Source organism: Acinetobacter tandoii DSM 14970 = CIP 107469 (assembly GCF_000400735.1).
GTDB classification, from domain to species: Bacteria; Pseudomonadota; Gammaproteobacteria; order Pseudomonadales; family Moraxellaceae; genus Acinetobacter; species Acinetobacter tandoii.
In genome coordinates, this window is sequence record NZ_KE007367.1 from 538419 (window position 1) to 560159 (window position 21741).

A 21741-nucleotide genomic window follows, 5' to 3' on the forward strand; every position below is an offset into this window, starting at 1 on the left:
AGATGCCTCATTCAAAAAAAACATACTTTACGTCATAAAACTAAATATCAAGTCTGTTTTTGAGTCGATGTTCAAAAAACCACTTAGAAAGTTAGAATATTAGAGTTAAATTTTCATGAATCAAATAGATGTAATTTTAAAACATTTTAAAGAATGGCACCCTTATGCGGGAATAGAATATTTATGGTATAGCTGTGATGGTGAGATAGATGATGAAAATTATCCAGACGTAAAATTTGAATTTAATCCTGATACTGCTTTTTTTATGGCCTTAGAAAGACTCTTAAAAAGAGGTGATGCATGTTTGTTTTACGTTGATTGTATTGAGCATCCGAAACGAGGGGAACGTTTAACAGAATCACCAGATGAGCAGCTAGCTTTACTTAAAGAAATATGGATTGGTAAGGAAAAAATGGACAAATTGGATGAAGAGCATGGTTATTTAGGTTGGTATTTTTTATCAATTTGTCCTTACTCATTAACTCAGAAAATGTTTGATGAAGATGGATATTTTTTAAGGTGGTATGTTAATTAATTTTTGTAGAATGTTCAAAAGATAACACTTTCGGAATTTAATATTTTTTCTATTGAATTGAATAAGTGCTTTAAAGTTTTTCTAAAATTAACATAATGCACGTTATATGAAATTTGAAAATAATATTATCTACTCGATATTTATATAAATTTAAAAATTCCCTATAACCACCATTATGTTAAATGGGAGAATTAGATCCATCCCCCAGTAATAAAATCTCCTGAATCATATCCAATAGAGTACCCAACTTTTCTCTCTGGGTAAGCGGTTTTATAATGATTCATTGACGCTTGTGCCAGTTTAAGTGCATAAGCTAAGAACAAAGGATATTCAGCATAATTATCTAGTTCTGTTTCATCTGCTAAATCTTCAATAGATCGTAAAATTTCAGAACTAAAAGTGCCTAGCTCAGGATAGTATGTTTTGGCCTCAGACATCCAATCAAGGTTATCTTCTTCTGCAATGTATTGATCTGATACTGCAAAATATAGATATCCATTATCAGAAAGACCAAACCAAAACCCTTGCTCAATAAAGGGAGAAGCCTCTTTTTCTAAAGAGTCAATTACGTGGGCTGCTAAACTTTCAACTTCTGTTGCGTAATCTAATGCTTTGAATAGTTCCCAGCTTTTATTTGGCTGCATTTCATGACAATGTTTGATGATCGTTGTCATGAAATTATCAATATCTAGATCATTTTTATGAAGATCAATTTCTTTAAAGATTTTTACGAAGTCAAATGACATAAACAGCCTATATCTTTCCAAAATTTAAATAAGTAAGACACTTTTTAGATCTCCTAAAATTAGCACAATGCACGTTATACGAAATCAAAAATGGGGGGCTTAAGCTTCAATTTTTACAGGAATTTTTTAATATTCAATATATTCATGTAGCGAGTTTATAAAGTGTTCAAATCTATCAGCTAAAAAAAGAATTTTTCTTTTATCTTGATTTGATCCGTAATCGTAGAAATTATCATGTAGAACTAAGACAATTTTAGGTTGATCTTTTGCCCATGGAAATCTGTAATCAAAGCAAATGGAATCGCCATTAGGTGTGCCACCAAATCCGATTAGCTTACCATCATAGTCATCATCACCTTCAGGGAACTGGAAACCTTCTATTCGAGGTGTATGCATATATCCACCAAATTCCACACAAGAAATATTTAGTTCTCCATCAGTGTCAATAAAGTCAAAGCTGCTAATTTTGGGGGTTAAACCATCATGTTGTGAAATAAGTTCTATATATTCAGGAGGAAATTCCACCCCCAAAGTATTAGCAAAATTTTTAATTATTTTCTTGTCAACTTTACCATTAGGGTATAAATCACCAATATCTTGCATTATTCATTACCTTTAATCATATTCACTAGTATTTTCTATATTTTAAATTATTAACATAATACACGTCATACGTAATACTTGAAATTTTCGTATAAGCATCAATATCTTGACCAAAGCCGTTCTAGGGTTCAATGCACTTGAACAGTTTTTTGATTTTGCGCAATTTTCATAGGTCAGAAAGAGGATAGTCTATTTTGAACATATGATAATTATCTAATTCACTGTTCCTAAAACAGGTATCAACTTAGGTCCAGCCATTCTCGCCTTACTGATGATTTCCAACAACTCATCATAAGTCAGCTCAAACTTATCCTCACTATCAAAAACATAAACCATGTTCTTGCCTTCAAGTTCAGGTGGAGTAGGTGGCGCAAAGCGTTTTGGGATAATGATCTGTGCAAGTTGTTCATCAGTTAATTTAAATAAGTGCATGTTTTATCCTACTCTTGGTAAGTCAGACCATTTTGTTAAATACGATGGTTATCTAAGGTTTTGATTCATGTGCCATGTGGCTTCTTGATTGTTAGCAATGCCAAGCGTGACGAGATTCTTTCCAAACCGTTCACTGATGGCTTCAATTGCATCGGATAGTTTTTCGCGCTCTTGCTTATGCGAATAGTCGGTAAATAAGTCGGGCATAAACTTGGATTTATTTGTGATTTCGAGCAGCACAATTCCTGCCTTTTTATACTTAAACCCTTCTTAAATATCTGATCGATGCCTTTCATTGCAGCTTTTGTGATGAGTAATAAATCATCTGTATGCTCATGCATCTGGACCACAATATAGGGCGAATAGCGCTCAGTCTTATCAAATCGACTGGTTTGAATATAAACCCCAATCATCTTGCAGATTAAGCCATCATCTCGCATTCGCTTCACCGCTCTGGCTACATAGAGTCGTACCGAGGTTGAGATCATCCACTTCATACACAGAGCTGCCATACGAACGACTACTGATGATTTGTTTCTTCGCTACTGCATCATCAGTCAAGTAGAATAATACAAATTTAGCACAACAAGTAATTGAGCACAATGAAGATTTTTTAATCGGGGATGTCGTTGTACTTGAGGGTATTCCACTTGATTTTGATGCGCTTTACCACGTGACAGAGGTTTATGAATACACAGTGGATTTTTTTATCGGCATGGGAATTTTGACAATAAATAAAAGATTTGTCCGTAGTGCTTCAACCACGGAACTTATGACAAAACGCCGTCTAACCGAAGCTGAACATTCAATAGCGGAGGTTCCATGATTACCAACAAAGTCCTTAAGAAACAACCTGAGCATAAACACGCTCAAGGTGTCCAGTCATGGTATGAGCCAGCACTTCGCACATTAGAGGGATTGCTAGAGATCCGTAAAGCCAACCTGCGTAGGATTAACAATGACGAATCAAAAGCTGCAGTGATGCGAAGTGAATTCATAGAAATGCTGATGACCGAACATCGAATCTCAGCTTGGTATGCAGGAGAGATCATTGCCAGCCTGTTACGTGCCGAGCGAATCATGATGTTTGGTCGCTTTATACAGATTATTGAAAAGGAAGGTGAAGCGTGAGCCTAGATGCAACGATATGGGCTTGGAAGGCAGATATTGAAAGTGCTACCCAACGCTTAATACTACTCTCACTTGCTGATCGCGCTGGTGAAAATCACAAGTGTTACCCAAGCTTAATGCGTATGGTGAAAGACACAAAAATGAATCGGAAAACCATCATCAAAGGATTGGACGATTTAGAGCAAAAGCAGCTTATCAGGTTCACTGGTGAGATTGTGGGGAATGGCGTAAAAGTCTATCAACTTATCGGCATTGTTGGACGTGAAGAGGAAAATGCCAGTACCAAAAAGGGGACTAGTGGTAAAAACGGTACTAGTTCCAATTTAGGCACAGGTTCCGAAATTGGTACTAGTACCGAAAATGGAACGGGGAGTAGTACCAAAAACGGTACCGAGACCAGTACCGAAATCGGTACACAGAATCTCCCAAGGAATCTCCCAATTGAATCTAAAAATAAAAAAGATTGGCTTTGCTTTAAAAAACTTCGAGAAGAAATTACTTTGGCCGATGACAGCATCGATCCAAAAACCATCCTGACAGCGAAATGGGCAGAACGGGAGAAACGAGCATTCGAGAATTACAACCGCAGTAAATCCCTTTGTGATGAACTCATGAACTTCCACTTTGCAGATTGGCTGCTGAACGCATATCGAAGTAAATATTCCCAAGAGACCAAAGCGGGATACAGCAAAACACCTACAGCCAATAATCCAAAGCACCTGACTGAAAAACAGATAGCCACTTTCGCGCAGAAACTTGCTCACCATCCAGAATTTTCAAGCAAGTACAGCGAACCAGGTGAGTCCTTTGAAAAACTTGCAGCTCGTATCGCCGTAAAACTTGAAGATCCAACACAGGCCAAAAAATGGGAGTCCTACCTGAAGCAGGTTGGTTTTAGTGGCAACTTACTGGAGGTGGCATGAGCTCAATCAGCGTTGCCCAGTATCGTGAAATGTTTCCACAGCCTACTCAACCAAAGGGAAAGAGCAAAGGCAACAAGTTTAAAGCCATGAAGGTTGAACTAGATGGAATGACCTTTGATAGCAAGAAAGAGTTTAAACGGTACATCGAACTTAAAGCGATGCAGCAACGTGGTGAGATTCGAGATCTAGAGCACCACACTAAATTTGAATTGGCACCAAAGACGAAAATTGAGGGGGAGAAACGGGCAAAACCAGCTTTGAGATACTTTGCTGATTTCACGTATTACCGCAGTACTGGAGAGTTTGTAGTGGAGGATGTGAAGTCAGTAGCGACAAGAAAATTAGCGAGTTATCGCCAAAAGAAACACTTGATGAAAACAGTGCACAACATAGACGTAAGAGAGGTATAGGGGATGAATTTAGCGGTAGATCAGCAACACATTATGCAGGTTATAGACTGGTCTCGTTTTGACTTGGAAGGATGGTTATATCAGTTTGGGGCATGGATGTTTTCAGCATCAGGTACATGTGGGAAAAGTATCAATCCAATTGCAGTTGCTATGGATAATGCGGTGAAAGCTCAGAAATACAAGAAGCTTACCAAAGCCCAGCAACAGCAAATTATCGTGGACTATCTTTCTGGTGACTTTGAGCCACCTAAAGCGAAACGTAGCCGTATTGCTTGCCAGATTAGCGATAATGAAGCTCGCGCCGTACAGCGTTTAATTCTGGATATACAGGGGCAATCCGAAATTCTGGACGACTGGATGGATGCAATTATCAGCCGCTACTTTTATGGCAACTCATGGGCTGAAATGGTGACAAATGAACGAAGCCAGATGGATGCACGTATGGATGTAAAGTGTGGTCTGGCTGCGTTGCATTGTAAAAATATGATAATAAAATTTAAAGGTAAATAATCTTTATAAAGTACATGTACTTATGTCTTATTTTTAAACTGGTAGGCTAAATTTCTGCTCTAGATTGATTTACCTGCCTCTTCTAAAAATGATTTTATAAATATTTTTTCACGATGCCATTTCATATATTTTGCATGAGAGGGTTGAAGAGCCACCTTAGTATCTTTCAGAATACCAAGCGTATTACGAACGTCATTAGATAAGGCTTTCGAAATAAGTATTTTGCCGTCATCTTTAAAGGAAATTAATCCTTTATCAAAAAGTGCATCCAAGTTAGGGGAAAGGAGCAACCCATTAAATTTATCAAGACGCTCTTCATTTGTAGAGTCTCTCCAAGGTTTAATATGAGAAGCACGTAAAATATCAACATAGTTACAACTACTCACACAACATTTACCCCACATATGAATTAGTTCTCTCCTAAAACTTCCTTGTCCAATACGAGCATTTATAAGTTGTTGCTTAACAGTTTTATTTAATTCTGGATTACTTCGGATTTCGTTTTCTGCATCAGCTTCAATAATAATTTTAATTTCATCAGTAACCCAATATTTCCTTTTCTTATTATCGGGTTTTACACCATGATTCTTACAAAATTCTAAGAATTGTATTTCTAAAGTAGAATTATGACTAGGAATGGATTTAAAAATTTTGGTTATGGCTACATTAGTTTCTCGTCCATTTTTGCCATCATTTTTAGAGTGAATTTCTAAATTATTGTCGATATATCCTATAAATCTTGAAGGTGCAAAAGCAATTCCTGAATCCGACATGTAAGGTACAAAGCATAGGCCTTTCTGTATTAACTTTAAATACTGACCTAAAGTTGTTTGTGAAGTGTCTTTAGATTTTTCAAATTCTTTAATATTATTTCTTATTTGGTCAGTATTTGTAACAACTTCCATTAATTATTCTCCAGAATAAGTATGATTTATCAATTTGTTATGTGCTCAAAGATGATGCAGTTATAGTAAATTGTACATTAATCCTTAAACGTCTCATTCAAAGCCTGTTGCACTGCATCCACGCGTGACTTACAGGCTTTGTATGCATTCATCGACTCTTCAACGATCTTCATCAAATTATCGATATCTGGCTGTTCTTGGGATTCAAGCAGTTCAGCATTTTTCTGCAGAATATCGAATCCCTCTTTAAAGCTTAATTCTTTCTTAGTCATTTTGAATCACCTGTGTCACATTGGCTTCGATTAGACCATCCTGTAGTTCTATTTGAATGGCTTCAACTGATATTTGTTGGATAGAACGAATAGCTTTTCCTTCACTACGGACAATCCCATAGCCTTTGGCCATTACATTTCTAGGGTTTTGTAAAAGAGTCTCGCGGAGTAAGCCTTCAATTTGAGTAGAGGCAAGCTTCAATTGAGATTGAGCAAAGTACAGGGTATCACTCTTCATTAACTCGAGCGTTCTGTTTGCTTCATTGATTTGGTTTTGAGCAAGCGTCTTAATCACTTTGATGTATTGATCGTTCTGACTCTGATACGCCGTGATTTGATGTTGGGAGAGCACCTTTATCTTCTGTAGTGATTCAAGCACGTTTTGTACTCGCTCTTGGATCAGATTTCGAATCCCGCCAATCACTTTACTTGGTGTATCAAAAGAACGGTTGGCCACTTCATCTAAAATTGTACGGTCTTTTTCGTGGCCAATACCTACCCAAATCGGTACAGAACGTTTACACAGCAGGGCAGCCAAATCATAGTCATTCAAATAGGCCAGATCATTAACTGCTCCACCACCACGAATAATGACGATCAGATCAGGTGGGGAGTCAAAATCATTAGCCCATTGTCTTAAGCCTGTACTTAAAGACTCGATGATACTGGTAGGGGCTGTATTACCTTGGAATGTTGCTGAGTGATAAACAAAGTGGCAAACACCTGCGTGATCTAGTACATCGGCATCTTTGCGGAAGTCTCCCAGACCTGCCGCATTCTCTGGAGCGATGACCAGGACATTTTGAATATCGAAAGGTGATGGTAATGCTTTATTTTTATTTACCAATCCTTCAATGGTTAGCTTTTCAAGAATTTGTTGATATCGCCGTGCAATGTCACCAAGGGTGTAACTGGAATCAATATCTTCGACGTTGACTGAAAAACCATACTGGGGATCAAAGCGAGCTTTAACTTTGATGAGTACGTTGAGATCTTTAGATAGCTCAACTCCGCTTTCACGTTCAAACTTAAGGACCATTTTAGCTGCTGAGAACTTCCAAATGGTTGCTCTACAGCTGGCGACAACCTTATCCGTATGTTCGTCTTTTTCAGCAAGCTCTAAATAATAATGTCCACCTTTGATACTCAAATTGCGAATCTCAGCTTTTACCCATACTGGTTCATTGAAAGCAACTTGAATCACTTCCTGAACAGCAGATAAATATTCACTTAGAGAAAATTGAGGTTCTGACATTAGATTTAGGTTTTAGGATGTATGGTGGGATATTATAAAAGCAGCCTAAGAAGTGCAAATTGAGTTTTAATAATTATTGACCTTGTACAAGGCATATGGCATATTTCTGCTATAGTGGACGAAGTTATAGTGATTCACTAAATATCTTAAAGGCTCATCGAAAGGTGGGCTTTTTCGTTATTTGCCATTATTGAAAGAGCATGCAAGATTTTTAGAGGGTAAATATGGCAGTATCGAATTTAGATGAAATAGATCAGGATATAGAGCTTTGGCGGTATATGGATTTTTCAAAATTCTGTGATCTCATTGTGAACGAAAAAATATACTTGAGTCCTCTAAAGAAATTTGAAGATATATATGAAGGACATTTCAGTAAAGTTTCAAAGCTAAAACAACAACAGTTTGTACAAACAATTGCAAATTGGTTGAATTATGAAAGCTCTGAAGTTGACGAGGAGGAATATGAAGCTACAGCAAAATTAGTATATTTTGCTTATGCAAATTGTTGGCATAGTAATAAATTCGAATCAGCAGCAATGTGGAAGCTTTATGCTCAGACAAATGAAGCTATTGCAATAAAAACAACAGTTGGTAGTTTAATGGAAGCTACGGTACCATTAGATTCTATGCGCGGTGAAGGTCTTTTCTGCGTTAAAAAAATAGATTACGTTGATTATGATGATGTAACAACTTTTCCCGATAATTATAATTTTCTACAACCAATTGCTCCTTTATTTACAAAACGTTTGAGCTTTGAGCATGAAAGAGAAATAAGGCTTTCATTTATACGTGTAAATCATCTTTTTCCTTCTTGCCACCCATCTAATAAATCCAAATTTGAAAATCTGAGCAAGGTTGAACTAGAAGAAATAAGTAAAGTTGGAATTCATGTAAATGTTGATCTTAAAAGGTTAATTGAAAAAGTCTATGTTGCCCCAGATGCACCATATTGGTTCTATGAAATGACAAAAGCTTTTTTGAAAAAAATGGGGCTTGAGCATATAGAATGTGTGAAGTCTTCATTATATGAAATAAAATGATATTCGAAAAAGCCTTCATTAAAGGGGGGCTTTTTTGATTTCTTCTAATACAAGAAAAAAGTACAAGTGATACAAGACATAAAATTTTGCAATACTAGGCTGCACAAGTAGAAAAAGTTAAGTCGATCAGGTTTGACTCGAAATGAGTTGATAGCAATTGATGGCATCATGATTAAGTTGAAAGAGCGGATTAAGAATTTGCGACTGGCTCTATGTGAATAATATAAATTATAACTCTAGGGTTATTGTTATTAAATAACTCTAGAGTTATAATTTCTCCATAACGTTAATATGGGGGGTTGGATGAAGAGTCTGGATTTAATCAAGATGATTGAGGCAGACGGTTGGTATCAAGTTAGATGTAAGGGTGACCACCATCACTTCAAGCATCCTACAAAGAAGGGGTTGGTAACAATTCCTCATCCCAAAAAGGATTTACCGCCGGGCACAGTAAACAGCATTTTGAAACAAGCGGGTCTAAAGTGACCCGCCCACAATCTGGATTATTTAAACCCTTTTTTGGAGTAGTAAAATGTTATATCCAATCGCAGTAGAGAGAGGCTCAGATACAGAAGCCTTCGGTGTGATTGTCCCTGATATTCAAGGGTGTTTTTCAGCAGGAGGAACTTTTGAGGAGGCTCTTGAGAATGTCAAAGAGGCAATTGCAGGGCATTTAGAAATTTTGGCAGAAGATGGTGAGGATATTCCTTTAGCATCTGAGGCTGCTAAATTTCTTGATAATGACGATTATAAAGGCATGATTTGGGCTGTAGTCGATGTTGATGTTAGTCGCTACTTAGGTAAATCTGAAAAGGTTAATGTGACTTTACCAAGTCGCTTAATTCATCTAATTGACGATCGTGTAAAGAAAGATGCACGCTTCAAATCTAGATCAGCATTTTTGGCTGCAAGCGCAGAGAGAATGCTTCATGCTTAATTAATTGATGATAAAGAACCCGTCAATATGGCGGGTTTTTTATTACGAGGGTGATTTAATTCTCTTAACTCTTGAATAGTATGAATTAATCCCAAAATATTAATTTCATTATTATTACTTTAAGAGAAAAAAGATGATTGAAGAGCGTAAAGCAAAATTCCAAGTTGGTGACATTGTTAAGCTAAATGCTGGTGGTCCAGACATGGCTATCAAGCAACTATATGCAGGTAATGTCCCTACGAGCTTTAAAGGGCAATATCGTTGCCAATGGTTTGCTGGGAAGAAATTAGATTTTGGTGATTTCCCGGAAGAGTCACTAATACCAGCGAGCAAACAAGAGGCATCTAGTGAATCTTGATGAAGTTATTAAATGGATGCTAGATAATCTTGAAAAAGATGGTTGTTTATATCAAGAAGATGTTGTCGACTTTCTAGTTAAAAATGATCAAATGGATCTTCTGAAAGAAAATGCAGAAGGTAATTTGGTCTTAAAATTAAGTGTAAATAGCGCATTCAAGAAAAAAACTGAGCACAATGTAGTTTGGGTGAAACCTGATAGATATTGGCGTTACAGAGTTCCTGAAGACGAACTGGGCCGAGAGGCTCAGGGTTAAAAATTAGCTGCCAATGGGCGGCTTTTTTATTAGGTGTAATTTATGGATCCTAAAACATATAAAGCCCTTACTGAAAAACAACCACCCAAAACAAAGCCACGATCTAAACCACTGCCTAAAGCAAAACTGAAATATTTAGAAGCTGAAGAAGATTTTCAGAAGGCTTTAGATGTCTTGGGTATCAAGTACGAGAAGAAATTTCACTTCAAATCTACCAAGCATTGGCGGTTTGATTTTCATTTAATTGAGCATCGAATCTTAGTTGAAATATCTGGTGGTCCTTGGTCAGGTGGTCGCCGTGGAAGATTAGCGAATAAAGCTTGGAGCATGGATCGATATGATCATGCTGCTGAAATGGGTTTTACCGTTGTTCGCTTAGAGTCTGCTAACAGATACAAGATTGATGAATTTGGACCATTACAGATAGAAGCTCAATTTGCATCTCAATGGCTTAAAAACTTAAAGAGAGAATCATTCAATGGACCAGATCAGACCATTCCCGCCAACGGATCTGATTGATCAGGCCGAGGAAGAAGACGCAATACGCTTGGCACCCGCCGTGGAATTAAAAGATTGGGTGATTAAAAACTTCTTAACACTTGGTGGTGAACTTCACAATCCCGACCATGACCATATTGCTGAACTACTTCATGATGACGAAACATTTCTGGCATTTGCTTGGGCATCATCTGCATGTATGGCAAAGAAACGCATGGTGCTTGGTCAATGTGAAAAAGTGATGTTCAACCAAGGTGGCTGGAAGAAAGCACGCCAAGAACAACAGATGCGGGATTGGTTTGGTTATATACCGGTTTATCTAATCACTATCGATGCAAGCTTTTGTGAAAACTCAAATGATCGTGACTTTTGCACATTGATCGAGCATGAGCTTTATCACATTGGTGTTGAGCGTGACGAAGATGGTGAAATCATCTATAGCGACCATACAGGCTTACCTAAACATCACTTGGCCGCTCATGATGTAGAAGAGTTCATTGGTGTGGTCAAACGCTGGGGAGCAAACGAGAATGTACAAAGGCTTGTTGAAGTCGCTAAGCAAGCGCCGTTTGTATCAGAGAAGAATATTGCTGCGTGTTGTGGGACTTGTTTAATTAATTGAGCTTTATGGCTCTTTTTTTTGCCTATCTTGCTATACGTAGCTATACAAAGGGGTGTTTATGGCGGCACTAAAAGAGCCTGTAAAAATGTTTATAGTTCAGTCTCTTGCATGCTTTGAAACCCCTCAACAAGTAGTAGAAGCTGTAAAGCAAGAATATAAGATTGAAATCACAAGGCAGCAGGTAGCTTTATACGATCCAACGAAAGTTGCAGGTCGCAATCTTAGTAAGAAGCTGAAAGATTTGTTTGAGCGTACACGCAAAGATTTTCGTAAGAATATTGAAGATATTGCTATTGCGAATAAAGCATTTCGTTTGAATGAACTCCAGAAAATGTATGAAGATTCTGGAAAAAATAAACGAGCAAAACAAAACCTGCTGAAACAAGCCTTTCAAGAGACAGATGGTCGTGTGACCAAGCAGGAAATTACAGGCAAAGATGGCAAACCAATCGAGACTGTAAATTCCAGCATATCAACAGAAAGCTACCTTAAAGCAAGGGAGCAGGTTTTAGATGAGTACTGATCCAGCACGCGAACTTGCGATTCGTATTGAAGCCAAAGAAGACTTGTACTTCTTTTCTCGATACATGTTTAAAGAGCGGCGAAAATATAAGTGGATGCATAACTGGCACCATCGAGTCGTTTGTGATGCCTTAATGAAGGTATTTCGGGGTGAGACAAAGCGATTAATCATCAACATACCTCCGCGATACTCCAAGACTGAATTGGCTGTAATTAATTTTATGGCCTGGTGTTTTGGCAAAGTGCCTGATTGCGAGTTTATTCATATCAGCTACTCAGCAACGCTGGCAGCAAACAATGCATTTCAGACGCGAAATTTGGTTCAAGAAACAGCTTTTAAGCGAGTGTTTCCAGACTTTGAGCTTAGAGACGACAGTAAAGCAAAGGATGACTGGAGAACTGTTGCTGGTGGTGTCTGCTATGCACAGGGGACAGGCGGTACAATTACGGGTTTTGGTGCGGGTAAGATTCGAAAAGAGTTTGGTGGTGCGATTATCATCGATGATCCACATAAAGCCAGTGAAGCAAGCTCAGACACAATTCGGGGCAATGTAATTGAATGGTTTCAAAACACATTAGAGTCTCGAACCAACTCTCCAGATACGCCGATCATTGTAATCATGCAGCGTCTGCATGAGCAGGACTTAGCAGGTTGGTTACTTGATGGTGGAAACGGTGAAGAATGGGAGCATTTGTGTCTACCTGCAATTCAACCTGATGGCTCAGCATTATGGCCTGAAAAGCATAGCATTGAGCGATTAAACGTCATGGAGGATGCAGCGCCGTATGTATTCTCTGGTCAGTATCGACAATTACCATCACCGCCTGCAGGCGGTTTTTTTAAGCCCGACAGAATTGAAATTGTAGAAGTCCTACCTGCGGAGTTCGTTAAAGAGGTTCGGGCATGGGATCTTGCTGCATCTGAGAATGAAGGGGATTGGACAGCAGGACCAAGAATGCTCAAGACCAAAGACAACATCATCTACATTGTTGATATGGTTCGTGGACGATGGGGACCAGATGGTGTTGAGAATACGATCATTCAGACAGCAAAAATGGATGGTCGATCAGTAGGCATCAGACTTCCTCAAGACCCAGGACAAGCAGGTAAAGCACAAGCTAAGAACTTCATTACAAAGCTCAGCGGATTTAACGTCAAAGCTGAAACGGTATCAGGTGACAAGATTACCAGGGCACAGCCATTTGCAGCACAGGTCAACATAGGCAATGTGAAGATGCTTAGCGGTGACTGGAATAAAGCACTCATTGAAGAATTACGAAACTTTCCAAATGGTACTCATGACGACCAAGTGGATGGTTGCAGTGATGCTTTCAATGATTTGAATGAAGCAAGAATTGGTAAAAAACCTGCAGGTGCAGGTAGTCGTACATATTAAAAGGAAATCACATGGCAAAGCCTAAAAAAGACAAAGCGTCAAAGAAGTCTTTGTCACGCGGTAAACTTTACACTCAAGAAGCTATTTCAAACTTCTTTTCACATTTTGGCAGACAACCAGATAATGATGAAGTGCTTCGTAAGGCGGGTATTACTCGTCATAGACTGCGAGTGCTTCTTGATGATGATGAAATTGCACAAGCTGTAGAGACACGGATTGATGCATTATTGGCTACGCCATATCGAATTGAGCCAAGTGATACGCCTGAGGCTGTTCACTTAAAACAACAGTTGGATGAGTGGTACTTTGAAATTGCATCTGGTGCATTGAATGCATTGTTCTTTGGTTACTCCGTTCAAGAAGCTGTGTATGAGTTAAAGGAAGAAGGTTATATCGGGCTGCAATGGATTGGTGAAAAGCCAATGCAATGGTTTGAGCCTAAGAATGATGGTCGCTTACTTCTACGAAAAGAGGGTAGTTCTCAGGAGTTAGAGGTTGATAAAATTTTTAAATTTTTCCTTACTCGCCGCAAAGCTTCTTATGAACAACCCTATGGCAAAGCATTATTAGCTACACTTTATTGGGTGTTTTTCTTTAAGCAAAATGGGTTCAAGTTTTGGGCTAAATTTCTGGAGCGTTTTGGCACACCAATTCTTCTTGGTAAATGCGAAGATTCAGAAATTGATGATATGAATCAGGCACTGCTTAATGCACATGCTCAGAGTGTCCTATCAATTGATGCTAAAGATGATGTACAGGTTTTAGGTACAACTGGCGCAAGTGGTACTGCTGGATCAGCCTTTGAGACGTTTAATAAGACGCTCGCACAACAAATTCAGAAGATCGTATTGGGACAAACCCTTACCAGTCAATCTGATGGCACCAGTGGCTATGCTTTAGGTAAAGTTCACGAGAACGTTCGCGCTGACAAACTGAAGTCAGATATTCGACTCACCACCCCAACATTACAAGCGGTTGTTAACGCGTTGTGTTGGCTGAATAACTGGCCAGAACATAAAGTCATTATTGGTGAAGAAGCAAAGCCACTTAATAAAGAACAGGCTGAACGAGATGCTCACCTGAAGAACGCAGGCGCCAACCTGACGAATCAGTACTTCATGCGAGAGTATGGATTGCAGGAAGGTGATGTTGCTGAAGTGACACCTCAAGATGCCACCTTGGTGTCACCAACGTTCACTGCCTTGCCAAATCAGGCATTCAGCTTTAAGGCATCTGCAAACAAGTTATCTGCAGAGCAGCAAGAAGTTGAAGAACTTGCCGATGGTCAGCGATCGATTGATTTGCTGGATCAGAAGCAAGTGAATGAGCTGATTCAGTCCAGTGAAACCCCTGAGGCTTTGGCATTTAATATGATGAAGCTTATGCCAGGTGCAAGTGAAAGCCAATTTACGGCCAATCTAGAAATGGCTTTGTATGCAGCCGATGTGCTGGGGTATGTCACGGCAAGTGGGGATAAATGAAACCAATCACTTTTTTAGAGGCTCTGCAATTCGCTCAGTCTCGTAAAATCGTATTGCCTGATGAATTCTATTCAATGGATCTCAATACACGGCAATTGGCAACTACAGTGAGTTTTCTGTCCAGCATTGAGCAGATCGAGACAGTCATTAAATCGCTCAATAAGACCTTGGCAGAGGGTGGAACATTCAACGACTTTCAGAAGTTGGTTGAAGAAAACGAGATTGTGCTGAGTAAGCATTATCTCAAGAATGTATTCCGAACCAATATCCAGACAGCTTATGGCCATGGACGTTGGCAACAACAGCAGAAGAATAAGGCGAAACGACCTTATTTAATGTATTCAGCGATTAATGACACTCGTGTTCGTCCCAGCCATTTGGCTTTGAATCGAATCATCAGACACATCGATGATCCTTTTTGGTTGTTGTATTACCCACCATGGTCTTTCATGTGTCGGTGCACCGTAATTGCCTTGACTGAGAAAGAAGCGAAGAAGCTCGGTATTACTTCTGATGAAGATCTACCACAAATTGCAGAAGATATGGGCTGGTCTACGAGTCCATTAACATTCGGTGAGATGGAGTCAGCTGTTGATCAAAAGATTACTGACTCAATCTTAGATAAGGAATATTTACTGGAGCAGAAACAAGCAATTCAGGCTGAATGGACTGCTAGCAAGAAGTTGATGAGCCTCTTGTCACCGATGACGGATTCGAGTCGAGATCTATTCAATACGATTGCAGATACGGTGGTGCCACTTGATCCAACACTACGACCAAGTGCGATCAGGACGCTGGTGGATTATGTACAGGGCAATGCTACTGCATTAACGGCTTATGTTCAGAAACCTGCTATCTCGTTGGCAGAAGAAGTGCTTAAGCGCTGGGTGAAAGGGGATATGGCTAAGATTCAGGCTGTATCTGCAAACGCCGTGGATGTGGTCAGAGGATCTACAACACTGGCTTATGCGGCTTCGCTTGAAGTGGGTAAAGTCATAACTCTGGATTCGCCGTTACTGCTAACGGGTGCACAGTCAAATATAGTGATTCAAATTGAGAATGCAAAAGGCTTAGGTATTGATCTTGAAAAACTCAATGCAGGGCAAGGCGTGTTGTTTGAGATGGGGTTGTCGTTTGAGGTGGTTTCAGTAGCACCCTCAGATGGGAAGATGATTTATGTGTTAAGAGCATTGGTGAATTAGATGAAATTGATTTTAAAAAATGGAATGAGCGTCTTATATAAAGATGTCATGAGCTTAACGGGGATGAACATTGTTTCAATCGTTGCTGATTCAAAAGAAGACCGATTTAATTTGCGCATGCTTCTCACTGGTGGTCTAAAGGTTGATAAAGATGGATGCCATCCATTGGGTTGCAATTTTGGTTCAAACGCCTTGAATCAAAGCTCCGATATGTCGAACTATAACCAACCATTAAGCTTAGTGCCGAACGGCAGTAATGTGTCAGCGGATGGTGGAGCTTTAACTACGAGCATTAAAAAAAATTATTCACTTGAAGAAAAATTGCGAATTATCGATACGTTGACATCTGTAATACAGCGCAATGAGCCAATGATGTATCAACATACAAGGGAGGCGGAAACAAAACTGCTAGCCTTAGTTCAAAGTAATTAAATAATCACAAGCATACAGAACCGCCGTCAAGGCGGTTTTTTTATGGAGCATGAAAATGCCAGAAGAAGATAAGCCCAATCAGTATTGCTTTCAGCTTGGGCAGCTAAATGTAAATCAGGCTGAAGAGGGTAAGAAAAAACGTACCTTCTCCGGCGTGGCTTACAGCGGAGAAGTTATTACAGACCATTGGTATTGGGATCGAATCGTCTTTGATCTTGATTCAATGCAATTGAAAGGACGCATTCCTGCATTACTTGAGCATCGATCGAGTCAGCGTGCAGGTGCAATCAATACGCACTCAATTAACCACCAAACAGGATTAACTGTCTCTGGTGACTTGATGAGTAATGAGTTTGGTACTCAGGTAGCCCAAGACTCAGATGACGGCTTTCCATGGCAAATGTCAGTACGTATTGAGCCATCTTCAATCGAAGAAATCAAAGCTGATGCATCTGTAATGGTAAATGGGAAGGTTCACCAAGGACCTATCACCGTATTCCGTGGCGGTCGTATTCGCGAAGTGTCTTTCTGTGCTTTAGGTGCGGATGACAATACAAATGCTGTGGCAGCAAGTCATAGCCCTAAATCAAAAACTTTCAACCAAGAGGAAACGGACGTGACCGAACTCGAAAAAGAAAAAGCTGCTCGTGAAAAAGCGGAGCAAGATCGTGATGCTGCGCAAAATGAGCTGAAAAAGTTCAAAGCGGATAAGCGTGAAGAAGACATTAAAGCACTGGAAACCGCCTTGAGTAAGCAGTTCAGCGCTGAAGAAAAAACGTCATATACCAATATGGATGATGCTTCATTTGCCTTCATGTCTCAGCAACTAAAGCAGTTCTCAGGACAGCAACCAGCACCACCTGCAGGTCATCAACAACAGCAAACCAACGTCGTTCCAGCTCACTTGCAGCACTTGTTTAGCCATCAAGCTACTGGTGGTCAGGGTGGACAGCAGGGGCAAGGTGGTAACGGCAATGAACAGCATCGTTTCACATCTGGTGCACAAGCATTCGCATCACAAAATAAAGGGGCTTAAATCATGAGCGGAAAGACATATTTAGGGAGCGTGACCCGCGAAACACGACCATTCATTCTAGATGTCGAAAAGTTGCGCCGTGCTAATGCAAAGATTACCGCTGCCAAGGCTTACAAGACTGGTGATTTGCTGACTTTGTCGGATGCAAATGTGGTTGATCTCGCTGCAGATGAAAAAACTTGGCAAGTGATTTGTGGTCGTGATGTGACAGCAGTCGAAGCTACACAAATGGCAGCTGATGGCGTAGAGCTTCCGATCTACTTTGGCGGTGTTTTTAGCGTGGAAGCGATTTGTCTCTCAGGTGAATATCTTGTAACCGCTAAGTACGATGCTGCACGTGCGAAGGCAACCCTAAACAACATTGAACTTTCAAAAGTATAAGGACTTTAAAACATGCCTCAGTCATTTACAGTTAATGGCGCACCACTTGAGCTACTTAATGTTGGTGAGCTTGCGTTAATTCATACGAATTACAAGCCAATGGATACTTGGCTTTTAGATAAGTTCTTCCCGAATCGCCCATCATTCGATCGCGATGAAGTGCCATTAGCAGAAATCAATACAGTGCACGATTTAGCGCCATTGGTCTCACCACATCAACCCGGTAAGCCTTTTGATACTAAACGTGCTGCCAAAGTAGAATTCGTACAGCCAGCTTATTACAAGCCAAAAAATATGGTGACTCCTGCAACTGCTTTTGATGAAGCACTCATGGAGCGTTTGCGTACTGCGGGTATCATCTCTACTGGCAGTCAGCAATTGTCTGATCAAGAAAAGATGGTGATTGCTCAGATCGCTGTCATGAAACGCAACCATGATGCAATTGATAACTCAGTTTTGTTAATGGCCACTCAGCTTTTACTTAACGGGAAGTATGTTCTTCAATCAGATGATTATGAATACAACTTAGTTGATTATGAGCGCGATGCGTCACTCACATTTACACCGTTGACTCCTTGGAACCAAGCAGGTGCCAAGCCTGTAACTGATATTGAAACAATTGAAAAACTCTTGCTGGATGCTAATGGCGGTAGTTCAAAAGCTTACTTGATGTCTGGAAAGGTTTGGATTGCATTATCTTCAAATGAAGAGTTCAAAGAACGTTTTGTTAAGCCTTATGCGGGTATCGCTGTTCCTTACAAGCCAAGCTTAAATGTTCAAGAGGGCGCATCATTCAAAGGTTACTTGGATGAAAAAGAGTTATGGGTATTCGATGCTACATACCGTTTATCATCTGGTGTACAACGCTTTATTCCTGATGATTATTTTGGGGCGATTTCAGACCTCAATGGTTCTATTGCTCAGTGCAAAATTAAGAACATGTTAGCGAATGGTGCTGTTCAGAAGTACTTTGACCGCCAATGGTATAACGAAGATCCAAGTGGGATTTTCTTAATGACAGAATCTGCTCCACTTGCCGTACCATCAAACAAAAATGGCGTATGTGGTGGTACTGGATTTATTGTTTAAGGAGGCTTAGATGCCAAAGTACATTGCAAAGCAATCCATCGGGCAGTTTATGCCAGGTGATGAAATTAAGGGCTTGAATGAAGAACGTATTCAGGCCCTTTTAGCAACTGGGGCTATTGAAGAATATCAAGAGCCTGAGGAGCCTAAGGCGGATGGTGCTGCAGCACAGTTAGCAAATCTTGCTGCAGAAGTTGCAGAGCTGAAAGCGAATGAACTTAAGCTGATTGAAGCTAAGGGCAAGGCTGAACAAGAAAACGCAGAGCTGAAAGCGAAAGTGGAAGGTTTAGAGAAATCGCTAAATGCTCCAGAAGCGGCTTTGAAAAAGGCTACCGCCGAATCGAAGAAGGCTGCAACGCCAACTGAAAAATAAGTAGGTGATCCATGTATGCAACCCGTGAGGATTTAATAGCTCGGTTTGGTAATGAGATTGATCAGTTGGAATCCATGCTATCAACCACGAATTCAATTGACGAAGCCATTCGTGATGCTACTGAGGAGATTGATAGTTATGTGGCGGTGAAATACAAGCTGCCATTACCTAACATCCCAAGTACGTTAAAGCGAGTCGCATGCAATATTGTGCGATATCGTTTGTATTTTCAGCATCCTACCGAAGAAGTTGAAAATCGCTATGAAGCAGAGATTAACTATCTCAAGCGAATCGCTGATGGAAAGGCTGTTCTCAATATTCTTAACGACCAAAACCAAGTCACTGAAGAAAAGCCAGCGAATGCACCAGCAACGATGCCGATCGGTAGTACATATCGTGGAGGTGTATTTGGGGATGCAACTTTAGACAAGATGCCTAGCATCAAGTGAGGTGCTTATGTCTGGTGTGGGTATCACCATTCAGGCAAATGGTGAATCTTTAATAGTTCAAGCGCTGGAGCGATTCTCAGGGCTTGATCAAACTAAGCAGCAATTGTTTGAGGCTATAGGCTATACAGTCTCAAACAACATTCGACGCCGTTGGATGGTGGGCGAAGGCTTAGAGGGTAAGTGGCGTATTTCAGGTCGGGTGGCTCGTCAAGGCGGGACCACGCTTCGAGATACATCACGCTTGATGAATTCAATTACTCATAACGTTCTGCCGAATGGTGTTGAGATTGGAACAGATGTTGAATATGCCGCAATTCATCATTTCGGTGGTGAGATCCATCATGAAGCCCGTATGAGAAGGACCTACTTTCGACAAGGGCGTGACGGTACTGTTGGGAATCGATTTGTACGCCAATCGAGATCCAACTTCATGCAGGAAACTATGGGCAAGCCGTACAAGGTCAATATGCCTCGCCGTCCTTTCTTAGGTCTCACGGAATCCGATGAAAATGAGGTGATGGATATTATTGTGGAGCATTTAACCCATGAGTGATGCAGAAAACTTCTTTGCTGTTCGTTCTGAAATTGCCGAAAAGCTCAGTGAAATTGCAGACTTTAAGATGATTTATACACCTGCTAATTCAGCCAAAATCACTGAAATGACACAGGTAACTCCAAACACCCAGGTGTATTACCGCCGTGTACGTAAAGTAGATGATGCGGGACGATCATCGATCAACATGCTAGCCAAGCAATGGGAAGTAACTGTTGTTGAGCGGCATGCTGCATCACAGTTGAGTAATGGAGCTGAAGCACTGGACCGAGCTGGGATATTGACGCAAAAGGTTCTAGAGCTTCTATGTGGTTGGAAACCAGATTCAAGTGTAAGACCACTGGATTTAGTCGCCATAGAGGAAGACTACTCGACCACCTGTGTGTATATCACTTTGGTGTTTGAATCAAAAACATTCGTATAGGAAATTATATGACCAAGCAATATAAAGCCAGGCAACCTGTCGGGCGTTTTCGTACTGGGGATATCGTGGGTGGTTTGACCGCTGCGCAAATCCAAGACTTACTGCAGCGTGGTGTGATTGAAGAAGTGAAGGAAGCTTCTGAGACTAAGCCTGCTGTACAAACCAAAACTACAAAAGAGGCTAAAGTAGATGGCTAAACCTGATCTAATTTCACTGCAAGGTGAGATGCTTGCCGCATTAATTACTAATGGTGTAGTGGGGCCTTATTTGACGATGGGTAATGCACCCAATATGCAAATTGCGATTTCATCCGATTCAACTGACCACTTCACAGCTAAAGATGGAACACGCGCAAAAGATGCTATTTTGCGTAAAGCAACTGGTGTGACCTTTAGTGGCTCGCTTGAGGAGCTTAATAAGCAAAATAAGAATATTTTGTTTAGCGGCGAAACAACTAAAACTACTGCTCAAGCTCTTACCGATCAAACATTGGGTACTGTGCAGGCTGGTCAAATGATCAACCTTGGTTATCGCAATCTAACTGGGGTTGCTTTCAAAACTGGCAGTACGGATATTGATCCATCCACTTACAGCTTGGATTCGGTATTTGGCACAGTCGAATTTCTTGTAGAACCTGCAGGGCCTGTAACTTGGTCTGGTAGTGCTGGTGTGGTAGAGCGAACCACTATGGCAACCCATTTTGGGCGTGAGTACGCCTTACTGTTCAAAGGGATTGATACCTACTCGGGTGACAAGCTTTCTGTTGAATTGTGGAGAGTACAGTTCTCACCTGATACTGAATTTAACTTGATCAATGAAGACTTTGCATCATTCGATGTTGAAGGTGAGTGTTTAGCTGATTCATCCAAAGCGAATGATCCGCAAGCAGGTCCATTTGGTTGTATTGATCGATTTTTCGTAGCATAAGTTTACAGGCACAAAAAAATACCAGGCGCATGAGCGTCTTTTTTT

General features: G+C 40.2%; 32 protein-coding genes and 1 pseudogene. 26 read left to right on the top strand and 7 right to left on the bottom strand.

The window, feature by feature from the left end:
* Positions 1-115: 115 nt before the first annotated feature.
* Positions 116-535, top strand: coding sequence for a hypothetical protein (locus I593_RS11945; RefSeq protein WP_016167834.1), 420 nt, complete (start codon positions 116-118; stop codon positions 533-535).
* A gap of 191 nt (positions 536-726) precedes the next feature.
* Here the strand turns inward: I593_RS11945 and I593_RS11950 are convergent, their stop codons facing one another.
* The 4 genes and pseudogenes from I593_RS11950 to I593_RS11965 form a co-directional block, all read right to left on the bottom strand.
* A complete protein-coding gene (locus tag I593_RS11950; RefSeq protein WP_016167835.1) occupies positions 727-1281 on the bottom strand; it encodes a hypothetical protein in 555 nt (184 codons plus the stop codon).
* A gap of 126 nt (positions 1282-1407) precedes the next feature.
* A complete protein-coding gene (locus tag I593_RS11955; protein WP_026441141.1) occupies positions 1408-1887 on the bottom strand; it encodes an SMI1/KNR4 family protein in 480 nt (159 codons plus the stop codon).
* Positions 1888-2097: 210 nt separating this feature from the next.
* Positions 2098-2316, bottom strand: coding sequence for a hypothetical protein (locus tag I593_RS11960; protein WP_016167837.1), 219 nt, complete (start codon positions 2314-2316; stop codon positions 2098-2100).
* Positions 2317-2364: 48 nt separating this feature from the next.
* A pseudogene (locus I593_RS11965) lies at positions 2365-2877 on the bottom strand (DinB/UmuC family translesion DNA polymerase); the annotation flags it as partial.
* Between the two features lie 261 nt (positions 2878-3138).
* On the opposite strand from I593_RS11965, the gene I593_RS11970 reads away from it, so the two are divergent.
* From I593_RS11970 to I593_RS11985, 4 genes are read left to right on the top strand one after another with little or no spacing between them, the layout of a single operon-like run.
* On the top strand, positions 3139-3447 hold the full coding sequence (locus tag I593_RS11970; RefSeq protein ID WP_016167839.1) for a hypothetical protein: 309 nt from the start codon (positions 3139-3141) through the stop codon (positions 3445-3447).
* On the top strand, positions 3444-4370 hold the full coding sequence (locus I593_RS11975) for a helix-turn-helix domain-containing protein (protein ID WP_016167840.1): 927 nt from the start codon (positions 3444-3446) through the stop codon (positions 4368-4370). The genes I593_RS11970 and I593_RS11975 overlap by 4 nt, the downstream gene beginning before the upstream one ends.
* Positions 4367-4780 carry a DUF1064 domain-containing protein gene (locus I593_RS11980; protein ID WP_016167841.1) on the top strand — a complete coding sequence of 138 codons (414 nt, stop codon included), beginning with the start codon at positions 4367-4369 and terminating at the stop codon, positions 4778-4780. Before I593_RS11975 ends, I593_RS11980 begins: the two co-directional genes overlap by 4 nt.
* 3 nt (positions 4781-4783) lie before the next feature.
* Positions 4784-5290 carry a hypothetical protein gene (locus I593_RS11985; protein ID WP_016167842.1) on the top strand — a complete coding sequence of 169 codons (507 nt, stop codon included), beginning with the start codon at positions 4784-4786 and terminating at the stop codon, positions 5288-5290.
* A 59-nt stretch (positions 5291-5349) separates the two neighbouring features.
* On the opposite strand, the gene I593_RS11990 is transcribed toward I593_RS11985, so the two are convergent.
* The 3 genes from I593_RS11990 to xseA all read right to left on the bottom strand — a co-directional run bounded on the left by I593_RS11990 (position 5350) and on the right by xseA (position 7722).
* Positions 5350-6195: an HNH endonuclease gene (locus tag I593_RS11990; protein WP_016167843.1), complete on the bottom strand. Its 846-nt coding sequence runs from the start codon at positions 6193-6195 to the stop codon at positions 5350-5352.
* Positions 6196-6272: 77 nt separating this feature from the next.
* Positions 6273-6467, bottom strand: coding sequence for an exodeoxyribonuclease VII small subunit (xseB, locus tag I593_RS11995; RefSeq protein WP_016167844.1), 195 nt, complete (start codon positions 6465-6467; stop codon positions 6273-6275).
* A complete protein-coding gene (xseA, locus tag I593_RS12000) occupies positions 6460-7722 on the bottom strand; it encodes an exodeoxyribonuclease VII large subunit (protein ID WP_016167845.1) in 1263 nt (420 codons plus the stop codon). Before xseA ends, xseB begins: the two co-directional genes overlap by 8 nt.
* A 224-nt stretch (positions 7723-7946) precedes the next feature.
* Between xseA and I593_RS12005 the strand changes: the two genes are divergently transcribed.
* The 21 genes from I593_RS12005 (at position 7947) to I593_RS12105 (ending at position 21696) form a co-directional block, all read left to right on the top strand.
* Entirely contained in the window at positions 7947-8762 is an 816-nt protein-coding gene (locus I593_RS12005; protein WP_016167846.1) for a hypothetical protein, read from the top strand.
* Between the two features lie 303 nt (positions 8763-9065).
* Entirely contained in the window at positions 9066-9248 is a 183-nt protein-coding gene (locus tag I593_RS12010) for a type II toxin-antitoxin system HicA family toxin (protein ID WP_026441143.1), read from the top strand.
* A 46-nt stretch (positions 9249-9294) separates the two neighbouring features.
* Positions 9295-9699 carry a type II toxin-antitoxin system HicB family antitoxin gene (locus I593_RS12015; RefSeq protein ID WP_016167847.1) on the top strand — a complete coding sequence of 135 codons (405 nt, stop codon included), beginning with the start codon at positions 9295-9297 and terminating at the stop codon, positions 9697-9699.
* Between the two features lie 133 nt (positions 9700-9832).
* Positions 9833-10057 carry a YodC family protein gene (locus I593_RS12020; protein ID WP_016167848.1) on the top strand — a complete coding sequence of 75 codons (225 nt, stop codon included), beginning with the start codon at positions 9833-9835 and terminating at the stop codon, positions 10055-10057.
* The gene (locus I593_RS12025) at positions 10047-10313 is read left to right on the top strand and encodes a DUF6953 family protein (protein ID WP_016167849.1); all 267 of its coding nucleotides are present in this window, start codon (positions 10047-10049) and stop codon (positions 10311-10313) included. The genes I593_RS12020 and I593_RS12025 overlap by 11 nt, the downstream gene beginning before the upstream one ends.
* Before the next feature lie 42 nt (positions 10314-10355).
* Complete coding sequence (locus I593_RS12030; protein ID WP_016167850.1) at positions 10356-10832, top strand: hypothetical protein; 477 nt, start codon at positions 10356-10358, stop codon at positions 10830-10832.
* Complete coding sequence (locus I593_RS12035; protein ID WP_016167851.1) at positions 10792-11433, top strand: putative metallopeptidase; 642 nt, start codon at positions 10792-10794, stop codon at positions 11431-11433. Before I593_RS12030 ends, I593_RS12035 begins: the two co-directional genes overlap by 41 nt.
* A 58-nt stretch (positions 11434-11491) precedes the next feature.
* Positions 11492-11956, top strand: coding sequence for a DUF2280 domain-containing protein (locus I593_RS12040; protein WP_016167852.1), 465 nt, complete (start codon positions 11492-11494; stop codon positions 11954-11956).
* Positions 11946-13352 (top strand): phage terminase large subunit, encoded by a 1407-nt coding sequence (terL, locus tag I593_RS12045; RefSeq protein ID WP_016167853.1) that lies wholly within the window; start codon positions 11946-11948, stop codon positions 13350-13352. The genes I593_RS12040 and terL overlap by 11 nt, the downstream gene beginning before the upstream one ends.
* A gap of 11 nt (positions 13353-13363) precedes the next feature.
* Positions 13364-14833 carry a phage portal protein family protein gene (locus tag I593_RS12050; protein WP_016167854.1) on the top strand — a complete coding sequence of 490 codons (1470 nt, stop codon included), beginning with the start codon at positions 13364-13366 and terminating at the stop codon, positions 14831-14833.
* Complete coding sequence (locus tag I593_RS12055; RefSeq protein WP_016166768.1) at positions 14830-16035, top strand: phage head morphogenesis protein; 1206 nt, start codon at positions 14830-14832, stop codon at positions 16033-16035. Before I593_RS12050 ends, I593_RS12055 begins: the two co-directional genes overlap by 4 nt.
* On the top strand, positions 16036-16467 hold the full coding sequence (locus I593_RS12060; protein WP_016166767.1) for a hypothetical protein: 432 nt from the start codon (positions 16036-16038) through the stop codon (positions 16465-16467).
* Between the two features lie 55 nt (positions 16468-16522).
* Positions 16523-17503 carry a hypothetical protein gene (locus tag I593_RS12065; protein WP_016167855.1) on the top strand — a complete coding sequence of 327 codons (981 nt, stop codon included), beginning with the start codon at positions 16523-16525 and terminating at the stop codon, positions 17501-17503.
* A gap of 3 nt (positions 17504-17506) precedes the next feature.
* Positions 17507-17884, top strand: a complete 378-nt coding sequence (locus I593_RS12070; protein ID WP_016167856.1) for a hypothetical protein — start codon at positions 17507-17509, stop codon at positions 17882-17884.
* 12 nt (positions 17885-17896) lie between these two features.
* Entirely contained in the window at positions 17897-18973 is a 1077-nt protein-coding gene (locus I593_RS12075) for a major capsid protein (RefSeq protein ID WP_016167857.1), read from the top strand.
* Between the two features lie 10 nt (positions 18974-18983).
* On the top strand, positions 18984-19343 hold the full coding sequence (locus I593_RS12080) for a hypothetical protein (protein WP_016167858.1): 360 nt from the start codon (positions 18984-18986) through the stop codon (positions 19341-19343).
* A gap of 11 nt (positions 19344-19354) precedes the next feature.
* On the top strand, positions 19355-19792 hold the full coding sequence (locus tag I593_RS12085; RefSeq protein ID WP_016167859.1) for a gp436 family protein: 438 nt from the start codon (positions 19355-19357) through the stop codon (positions 19790-19792).
* Positions 19793-19799: 7 nt separating this feature from the next.
* Entirely contained in the window at positions 19800-20345 is a 546-nt protein-coding gene (locus tag I593_RS12090) for a phage virion morphogenesis protein (protein WP_016167860.1), read from the top strand.
* On the top strand, positions 20338-20769 hold the full coding sequence (locus tag I593_RS12095) for a phage tail terminator protein (protein WP_016167861.1): 432 nt from the start codon (positions 20338-20340) through the stop codon (positions 20767-20769). The genes I593_RS12090 and I593_RS12095 overlap by 8 nt, the downstream gene beginning before the upstream one ends.
* Positions 20770-20777: 8 nt before the next feature.
* Positions 20778-20966 (top strand): hypothetical protein, encoded by a 189-nt coding sequence (locus I593_RS12100; protein ID WP_016167862.1) that lies wholly within the window; start codon positions 20778-20780, stop codon positions 20964-20966.
* Positions 20959-21696, top strand: a complete 738-nt coding sequence (locus tag I593_RS12105) for a phage tail tube protein (RefSeq protein WP_016167863.1) — start codon at positions 20959-20961, stop codon at positions 21694-21696. The genes I593_RS12100 and I593_RS12105 overlap by 8 nt, the downstream gene beginning before the upstream one ends.
* Positions 21697-21741 lie beyond the last annotated feature (45 nt).